The organism is Aeromonas cavernicola, from assembly GCF_002795305.1.
Taxonomy (GTDB): Bacteria; Pseudomonadota; Gammaproteobacteria; order Enterobacterales; family Aeromonadaceae; genus Aeromonas; species Aeromonas cavernicola.
Map to the genome: position 1 here is coordinate 1 of NZ_PGGC01000130.1, position 8219 is coordinate 8219.

Below are 8219 nucleotides of genomic sequence, written 5' to 3' on the forward strand. Positions count from 1 at the left end.
TAGCTGGGTCATTACACAGCGGACTCACCGTACAGCTTGAGCCAGGGATACAGACTGTGGCTGGATACCCCGAGGGCTCGTGCAACATCAACCACAGGCCGTCCGCGCTCGGTGACTTGCTTTAACCGCTTCTATCTTGAATGTTTCTGGGTAACGTTGGCGGGTCATAACCCCTCCAATAGTTGCCTCATTTTAAGGCTGTGAGATGTCTAGAGAACTTGGGGCAATTGAGCGCCCTTTTTATATTACCTCGTTCTCAGCTGCTCTCCCTGATGTTACTCACTGGCTATTTTTTTGGCATCTAAATTGCACAAATTAAACCAAAGTCATCTGTTTGACGGAGGATTCCATGGATCACCTACTTTATATCGCCATGTCCGGTGCTAAAGAGAATATGAATAGCTTAGCTGTGCGTGGTAACAATCTCGCCAATGCTAATACCGTCGGTTTCAAAGCAGATTTTGAACAAGCTAGGAGCATGCAAGCATTTGGTGAAGGATTGCCAAGTCGAGTGTTTTCCATGACAGAGCGTCCCGGCCAAAACTTACAGCACGGTATGCTGATGACAACGGGGCGAGACCTAGACGTTACCGTTGATGGGCCAGGGTGGATTGCAGTTCAGGACGCCAAAGGTGGAGAGGCATTTACTCGAATGGGTAATCTGCTAGTGAATGCAACGGGGAACTTACAAACCTCCACTGGGCTCAATGTTGTCGACGATGGTGGCCAACCCATCGTGTTGCCAATGCCAATGGAAAAGATCGAGATAAATCGAGACGGTACAATTAGTGGTCGGCCTGAAGGTGCGGCTGCCAACTTGCCTGAAGATTTTGCTCGGATAAAGCTTGTTAACCCAGCTACAGCAGACGTTGAGAAGGGGCAAGATGGCTTGTTTAGGCGTAAAGACGGTCAGTCTGAGGCCGCATCGGCTAATGTTGGACTGATTGCAGGATCCCTAGAAGGAAGTAATGTCAATGTGGTGGATGAAATGACGAACTTAATCCGCCTACAACGTCAGTTTGAAACCCAAGTCAAAATGATGAAGACGGCCGAAGAAAATGACGAGGCCCAGACTCAGTTACTGCGAATTAGTTAATCAAGGAGTAGACCATGAATCCTGCACTCTGGATCAGTAAAACGGGGTTGGATGCTCAACAGACGAATATCTCTGTCACGTCCAACAATTTGGCGAACGCCAGTACGGTTGGCTTTAAGAAATCGAGAGCTATTTTCGAGGACTTGCTTTATCAAAATATCAATCAGCCAGGGGGACGTTCATCTGCTGATACCGAGCTGCCTTCTGGTCTCATGTTAGGTGCAGGAGCTAAGGTTGTTGCTACTCAGAAAAATCACAGCCAAGGCAATGTTCAAACAACAGACAACTCTCTAGACTTGATGATAAGTGGCCGCGGTTACTTCGAGATTCAGTTGCCTGATGGTAGTTCGGCCTATACCCGTAATGGTCAGTTTACCCTCAATGACGAGGGAACTATCGTGACCTCTGGCAATGGTTATCCCTTACAACCAGAAATCCAGATACCAGAAAATGCACAGAGTGTGACTGTAGGCAACGATGGTCAAGTCTCAGTGCAATTGAAGGGAGATGGTGCCTCTCAAGTGGTTGGACAGATCAACATGTCCGACTTTGTTAACCCTACGGGTTTACAGCCGATGGGGGAAAATCTGTTTATCGAAACGCAATCAAGCGGCGCAGCAATCCAAGGCGCGGCGGGAGCCGATGGGCTTGGGGTCATCAAACAAGGTATGTTGGAAACATCCAACGTTAATGTCACCGAAGAGTTAGTCAACCTCATTCAGGCTCAGCGGGTTTATGAGATGAACTCCAAAGTTATTTCCGCCGTTGACTCCATGATGTCGTTCTTAGTTCAGCGGACTTGATTAGGGAGGCAATGATGAAAGCCTTCTGGATGTTGGGATGTCTAGTTATCGGGGGATGTAGTTCAACCCCCAATACCCCTAGGCCAGATGATCCTGAATTCTCACCTGTCTACGGAGAATCTGATCCCGTATCAGTGCGGCCGACCGGTGCTATTTTTCAACCAGATCAAGTTAATGGGATTTATTCGGACATCAAGGCTCACAAGGTGGGAGACATCATTACGATTGAGTTAGCCGAATCTACATCAGCATCTAAGAAAGCTAACACTCAAAGTGGCAAGGATAATGAGTTTAATCTTGAGCCCGTCAGTTTGGGTGGGGTACCTGTCACTGCCAGTCCGTATAACCTCTCAGCAAGCATTGGTCAGAACAGTGCATTTAAAGGGCAGGCCAAAGCAGATCAGAGTAATAGTTTGCAAGGAAGCATCTCGGTCAGCGTCGCTAAGGTCCTTCCTAATGGCAATCTATTAGTTCGGGGTGAAAAGTGGATCATGCTGAACAATGGTAATGAATATATCCGCATTACTGGGTTGATCCGTCCAGGAGACGTGACCTCTGATAACAGCGTTTCCTCTCAGAAAGTAGCTAATGCACGTATCTATTATGGTGGCACCGGTGATTTAGCTAACAGTCAAGAGCAAGGTTGGTTAACCAGCTTTTTTAATGGTCCTTGGTGGCCACTTTAGGAGATGTCATGAGGTTATGCCGCATTGTCAGCTTAATCTGTTGCTTATTGCCCTTGGGAGAGGTGCAAGCAGCGCGGGTCAAGGATATAAGCACTGTTGAAGGGGTACGCAACAATCAACTGATTGGCTACGGTCTGGTGGTCGGTCTCCCAGGGACAGGTGAAAAGAATAACGCCTTCACTGAGCAGACCTTTCGTACCATGCTCAATAACTTTGGCATTAAAGTCCCAGATAATATCAAACCAAAAATCAAGGATGTTGCGCCAGTTGCCATTCATGCTGATTTACCTCCCTTTTCTAAACCCGGCCAAACCATCGATGTAACGGTTTCTGCCATCGGTGAGGCAAAAAGCTTACGTGGGGGAACTTTGCTCCAAAGCTTCTTGAAAGGCTTAGATGGGCGAGTGTATGCAGTGGCTCAGGGAAGTTTGGTGGTCGGTGGGTTGGGGGCTGAGGGGGCTGACGGTTCCAAAGTCGTTATTAACACTCCAACGGTAGGTCGAATTGCTAATGGTGCAACTGTTGAACGTGAGGTACCTAACTCCTTTAGCCAAGGAGATACGATCACCTTTAACCTCAATCGTCCAGATTTCACAACCGCTCGCCGCTTAGCCGATGTAGTAAACGATTTAGTCGGACCTAATACGGCACAGGCACTTGATGCTACTTCTGTTAAAGTCTACGCACCACGTGATCCCAGTCAGCGGGTCTCCTATCTCGCAACTATCGAGAATTTGGATGTCGACCCAGCCAATGAATCAGCCAAGATCATTGTCAATTCACGCACTGGCACGATTGTTATAGGTAGCCAAGTCAAGTTAAAACCAGCCGCTGTCAGTCATGGTGGATTAACCGTCACGATTGCCGAAAATCAGCAGGTTTCTCAGCCCAACCCCTTGGCTGGCGGGGAGACAACTGTCACGAATAACTCCACGATTAATGTTCAGCAAGAAGATGGACGAATGTTCAAGCTCGATACTGGCGCAACGCTTGATGAGTTGGTAAGGGCTGTTAATCAAGTTGGGGTCGCGCCAGGGGATTTGATGGCCATTCTTGAAGCACTGCAGCAAGCAGGCGCTATAGAAGGCCAGTTAGTCATATTGTAACTAGCGGCAAGGGCTTGCCAATGGCGGCAATGAGGTAAATAGCATGGCAGAATTTGATAGCAACAGCGGCATCAATCTTGGCATGGTGCAGGATATCAAAAACCTAGACCGACTGCGCCAAATGAGTCTAAGTAAAGATGGGCAAGCCCAAGCATTGCAAGCAGCGGCTCGTCAGTTTGAATCTATTTTTACTCAAATGCTCTTTAAAGGAATGCGAGATGCCAATCAGGTCTTGACCCAAGACAATCCAATGAACAGCAGCTATACCCAATTTTACGAGGGAATGCTCGATGAGCAGCGAGTCGCTGACATGTCGAACAAAGGGGGATTGGGATTAGCTGATATGGTCTCTAAACAACTTTCTCCCCAGACATTTGTCCATCGTGATGGCCGCATACTTAAATTGCCGCAACGTACTGAGCCCGTTTATAAGCCCTATCAACCACCAAATAAGGCTGCAGATCATCTGATTAGCGCATCAAAAATTGGCAAAGATTTTGCTGATAACGATATGGCAAATGAGAAAAATAGTGTGAAGCAAGCAGAAATGGTCCGCTCACTCTCAATGCCCCGTCGTCCTAGCAATAACACTACTTCGCTAGAGTTATCAGCCGATGGTGCAAACCTCACTAAGCAGTTTCATAGCCCTGAGGACTTTGTTAATCGTCTGATGCCGTTAGCCAAAAAAGCAGCGGCTAAATTGGGGCTAAGCCCAGCGATTCTGGTTGCCCAGGCTGCGCTAGAGAGTGGATGGGGAAAGAGGGTGATAACGGATGGTGAAGGGCAGATTACCCATAACCTCTTTGGTATCAAGGCTGACCCTCGTTGGGAAGGGCCAAAAGCGGTGGTCAGTACATTAGAGTACGAACAGGGAGTTGCATCTCGCCAGAAGGCTGCCTTTCGTTCTTATGATTCGTTTGAGGATAGTTTTAACGATTATGTTGAGTTCCTTACCTCGGGGAATCGTTACAAAGGTGCGCTGGCCAATGTTAATAGCTCAGATAGTTATTTTGAAGCATTACAGCAAGCGGGTTATGCGACGGACCCCAAATATGCCAGCAAGTTGAAACAAGTGTTACGTAGTGAGGCGATAGCCCAATACAACGAGATGGAGCTTTAATATATGGGAAGCGATCTGCTTGGGATCGGAACATCAGGCGTGTTAGCACATCAGCGTCTGCTGCAAACGACCAGTAACAACATAGTCAACACTAATAGTCAGGGTTATGTTCGGGAACGTACTTTGGTCTATACCAATACCATCGGTTTAGGCACTGGCGATATGGTGACGAGTCGGATTATTGATAACTATATCCAAGGGGAAGTGCAGCGCGATACGTCGGCTTATCACGCATCTCTTAGTCGCTTCGAGCAACTCTCTAGTGTAGACACACTATTGGGCGATAAAAGTAATAGTGTCGGTGCTGCTATTACCTCCTATTTTAAGGCATTCCATACAGCAAATGAATCTCCCGCTGAAATTGGTGGCCGTAAAGTAACCATGACTGAACTGGGTGGTATGTTGGACCGTTTTCACACCTTATCAGCTCAGTTTGATAAACAGACAGATAACATTAACAAGCGTATCGAGGATGAAACAAGACAAGTCAACGGCCTGTTAACCAGCATCAATGATCTTAATTATGCCATTATGCGTACGCATGGCACGCCTGAAGAAAACCTAATGCTATTTGATCAGCGTGATGAGGCTATCCGTCTGCTTGCTGAGAAGATGGATATTCGTACGATTCCTCAAGCTAATGGGAGTATGTTAGTTAACATGGCGACTGGGCACTCTCTTGTATTAGATGGGGGGGTAGCGCAATTTCAGACAACAGCAGGTAATCCTGATTCCCGTTCAATAGAACTAAAAGTGACGTTAGGACAAAATGAAGCTCGCATTGATCACACCACTTTGAGTGGCGTAATGGGAGGACTGTTCGCTGCTCGCGATGACCTTGAACCGACTAAGCGTGAACTGGGCCAGCTCGCAATTGTTATGGCTGATGCCATGAATCGGCAAAATAATCTCGGTATGGACTTAGATAATGAGATTGGTGAAAACATATTTTCGCTGCCGAGTAGTAAGGGGCTCCCATATAGTAGTAACTCGGGTACTGGTGCAGTAACTGTCAACGTGACGCCAGGTAAAGGCGGAGAAGTAACTAGCTCTGATTATGAGATTCAATTTAGCAGCGCGACATCTTTCGATGTGTTTGTGCTAGACAAGCAGGGCAACCGAACGTCGCTCGCTGCCGGTACAACTCCACCCACTACATTTGAAATACTTGGCCATGGCATCTCGGTTGATCTTGGTGGAACCCCAGCCACTGGTGATAGGTTCCTTTTACAACCCACCAAGAACGCTGCAGCTCAAATTCAACAGCTGATAACTCGCCCTGAGGACTTAGCGCTTGCATCGACACTTAAAGGCGAAAAAAGTAGCAATAATTTTGGTGGTGCGGACATCAAATTAAACGGAATATTTAATACTGGGGCTGGTTCGGGGTTCACGGCAAATACACTCGACCCAGCAGCACCACAAGTTGTTAAAATAGATAATAGCGGTAACTACGAAGTCTATGCCGCAGACGGAACCACGTTAATAGGTGTTGCCCCTGCTGCAACCAAGGGCCAAAACTTGATGGCTTCAATTGTGAATCCTTTCCCAGCAGGTACACTCGTCTACAGTGACCCCAAACAGAGTCCTGGATATGAATTCAGCATCACAGGCTCAGTCAAACCTAAAGACAATTTCAAGGTCAGCTATAACACTAATGGCTTTGCCGATAACAGTAACGGGTTGGTCATGGCTGAGATGCAGAACACCTTATTGGTGCGCAAAAATAACAGTGGTAACACAAGCAATGACAAAATGACTCTTAGCGGAGCTTATTCTAGTCTCGTGATGGGGATTGGGAATAGTACTAGTGAAACCCGTAATCAGCTGAAAGCTAATGAGGGTAAGTTACTGCAGAGTACCAGTATTTTTGAAAGTGTATCTGGGGTAAATCTCGAGGAGGAAGCGGCTAATCTTATCCGTTTCCAGCAATCCTACGCTGCATCGGCGCAGGTTGTGAGTACTGCCAAGCTTATTTTCGATACATTGCTCTCTTCTGTGAGGTAAGTTTATGCGTATCACGACGAACATGATCTATAGCCGCAACCTCAGCTCCTTGAGCAGTGCTAATGAGCGAATAGCTAAGGCATCAGAGCAGTTACAGAGTGGGAATAGGTTTAAAACATCAGGTGAAGACCCATCTGGTATGAGCCAAAAAATGGCGTTGACTAAAGAGATCGATCTCTTTAAGCAATATAGTATCAATGGTAGTTTGCTGGAAAATAGTCTAGGCCACGAGGAGACAATCTTAAGTTCGATTAATACAGCCATGATGAGTGCGCAGACGTTAATCCAGAAAGCGAATAACTCCGCAGTGAGTCTTGATGACCGCAACGCGATAGCAGGTGAGCTGGAAGAACTCCAACAGCAAGTTTTTGATTTAATGAATAGTAAGAACTCTCAAGGTGAATATATTTTTGGGGGGAATCAAAGTAAAACTCAGCCCTTCGTAAAAGATGCTAATGGAGCATATGTGTTTCAAGGGGATACGGGACAGCGAGATATTCAGGTGTCACCGACGGTAAGTATCGCCGCTAATGATTCAGGACAAAATTTATTTCAAGTAGTGGCAACACGGCGCAATGCTAGTGCGATAACAGCAGGTATTAAAGTAGATATCGCTGATCAAGGGGATTTCGATAGTTTTTACAGCAACAATTACAATCCAGCGTTAGCTAGTAATAAATATACTGTCACAACGGCAGTGGGTACGCCTAATACCTATCAGATCCAAGATGCTGGCGGCAATGTGATGCAAACAGGGGACTATACTGTCGGCAATAAAATACCTTTCAATGGAATGGCGTTAACACTGAATGTACCTGCAGGTGGAGCAGCTCAAGAGTTAGCATTAGACCCTCCCAAAAATGACAACATACTCAATGGTATGTCTGATTTTATTGGCGCGTTGAGAAATCCCGCCATCTTGCCAGAAGACTTTCAGAGTGAGGCTGCTGATGCCCAAGTGCATCTCACTAATGCTCGTCTAAATGTTGACAGAGGGTTAGGTGAGTTGGGGGGGAGAATGAATAGTTTGGAGCAGGTAATAAACTCTAATGATAGCTTAAGCACTCTTAATACCCAGGCGAGAGGCAAGGTTTCTGATATTGATCTCTATGAGGTTATCTCAACATTGGCCAAAGAAGATGCTGCATTAAGTGCTTCACAGCTATCCTTTAGCAAAATAAGTCGATTGACCTTATTTGACTATATTCGCTAACGAAAATAGACTACCTCAAGTGGGTAATGCCGATCAGTTAAGGATCCATTGACCGATCCTTCTAATGTGTAACAATCCGAAACCTGTTGATTGGTCTCGGATTCTTTTGCTTTCGAACAGGCTCCCGACTTCGGTAATCCCCCCATTTTTAGGGGCACTCAAAAGTAGAGGTCATGCAGCCTTTGCCA

The 8219-nt window shown here is 46.5% G+C and carries 7 protein-coding genes and 1 pseudogene; 7 read left to right on the forward strand and 1 reads right to left on the reverse strand.

Features of this window, described 5'->3' with window-relative positions; translation table 11 throughout:
* Nucleotides 1–17: 17 nt before the first annotated feature.
* A pseudogene (locus tag CUC53_RS13885) lies at nt 18–168 on the reverse strand (transposase); the annotation flags it as partial.
* Nucleotides 169–349: 181 nt separating this feature from the next.
* On the opposite strand from CUC53_RS13885, the gene CUC53_RS13890 reads away from it, so the two are divergent.
* From CUC53_RS13890 to flgL, 7 genes are read left to right on the forward strand one after another with little or no spacing between them, the layout of a single operon-like run.
* Nucleotides 350–1096: a flagellar basal body rod protein FlgF gene (locus CUC53_RS13890; protein WP_100294707.1), complete on the forward strand. Its 747-nt coding sequence runs from the start codon at nt 350–352 to the stop codon at nt 1094–1096.
* Between the two features lie 14 nt (nt 1097–1110).
* Nucleotides 1111–1899, forward strand: a complete 789-nt coding sequence (flgG, locus tag CUC53_RS13895) for a flagellar basal-body rod protein FlgG (RefSeq protein ID WP_100294708.1) — start codon at nt 1111–1113, stop codon at nt 1897–1899.
* A 14-nt stretch (nt 1900–1913) separates the two neighbouring features.
* Nucleotides 1914–2585 (forward strand): flagellar basal body L-ring protein FlgH, encoded by a 672-nt coding sequence (gene flgH / locus CUC53_RS13900; RefSeq protein WP_100294709.1) that lies wholly within the window; start codon nt 1914–1916, stop codon nt 2583–2585.
* Between the two features lie 8 nt (nt 2586–2593).
* Nucleotides 2594–3691 (forward strand): flagellar basal body P-ring protein FlgI, encoded by a 1098-nt coding sequence (locus CUC53_RS13905; protein ID WP_100294710.1) that lies wholly within the window; start codon nt 2594–2596, stop codon nt 3689–3691.
* Between the two features lie 43 nt (nt 3692–3734).
* Nucleotides 3735–4811 carry a flagellar assembly peptidoglycan hydrolase FlgJ gene (gene flgJ / locus CUC53_RS13910; RefSeq protein WP_100294711.1) on the forward strand — a complete coding sequence of 359 codons (1077 nt, stop codon included), beginning with the start codon at nt 3735–3737 and terminating at the stop codon, nt 4809–4811.
* Nucleotides 4812–4814: 3 nt separating this feature from the next.
* Nucleotides 4815–6818 carry a FlgK family flagellar hook-associated protein gene (locus CUC53_RS13915; RefSeq protein WP_100294712.1) on the forward strand — a complete coding sequence of 668 codons (2004 nt, stop codon included), beginning with the start codon at nt 4815–4817 and terminating at the stop codon, nt 6816–6818.
* A 4-nt stretch (nt 6819–6822) separates the two neighbouring features.
* Nucleotides 6823–8031, forward strand: a complete 1209-nt coding sequence (gene flgL, locus CUC53_RS13920) for a flagellar hook-associated protein FlgL (protein WP_100294713.1) — start codon at nt 6823–6825, stop codon at nt 8029–8031.
* The last annotated feature ends 188 nt before the right edge of the window (nt 8032–8219 follow it).

Bases quoted from the DNA above. Each gene is read 5' to 3' on its own strand.
- CUC53_RS13890 (WP_100294707.1), top strand. From the start codon at position 350: ATGGATCACCTACTTTATATCGCCATGTCCGGTGCTAAAGAGAATATG.
- flgG (WP_100294708.1), top strand. From the start codon at position 1,111: ATGAATCCTGCACTCTGGATCAGTAAAACGGGGTTGGATGCTCAACAG.
- flgH (WP_100294709.1), top strand. From the start codon at position 1,914: ATGAAAGCCTTCTGGATGTTGGGATGTCTAGTTATCGGGGGATGTAGT.
- CUC53_RS13905 (WP_100294710.1), top strand. From the start codon at position 2,594: ATGAGGTTATGCCGCATTGTCAGCTTAATCTGTTGCTTATTGCCCTTG.
- flgJ (WP_100294711.1), top strand. From the start codon at position 3,735: ATGGCAGAATTTGATAGCAACAGCGGCATCAATCTTGGCATGGTGCAG.
- CUC53_RS13915 (WP_100294712.1), top strand. From the start codon at position 4,815: ATGGGAAGCGATCTGCTTGGGATCGGAACATCAGGCGTGTTAGCACAT.
- flgL (WP_100294713.1), top strand. From the start codon at position 6,823: ATGCGTATCACGACGAACATGATCTATAGCCGCAACCTCAGCTCCTTG.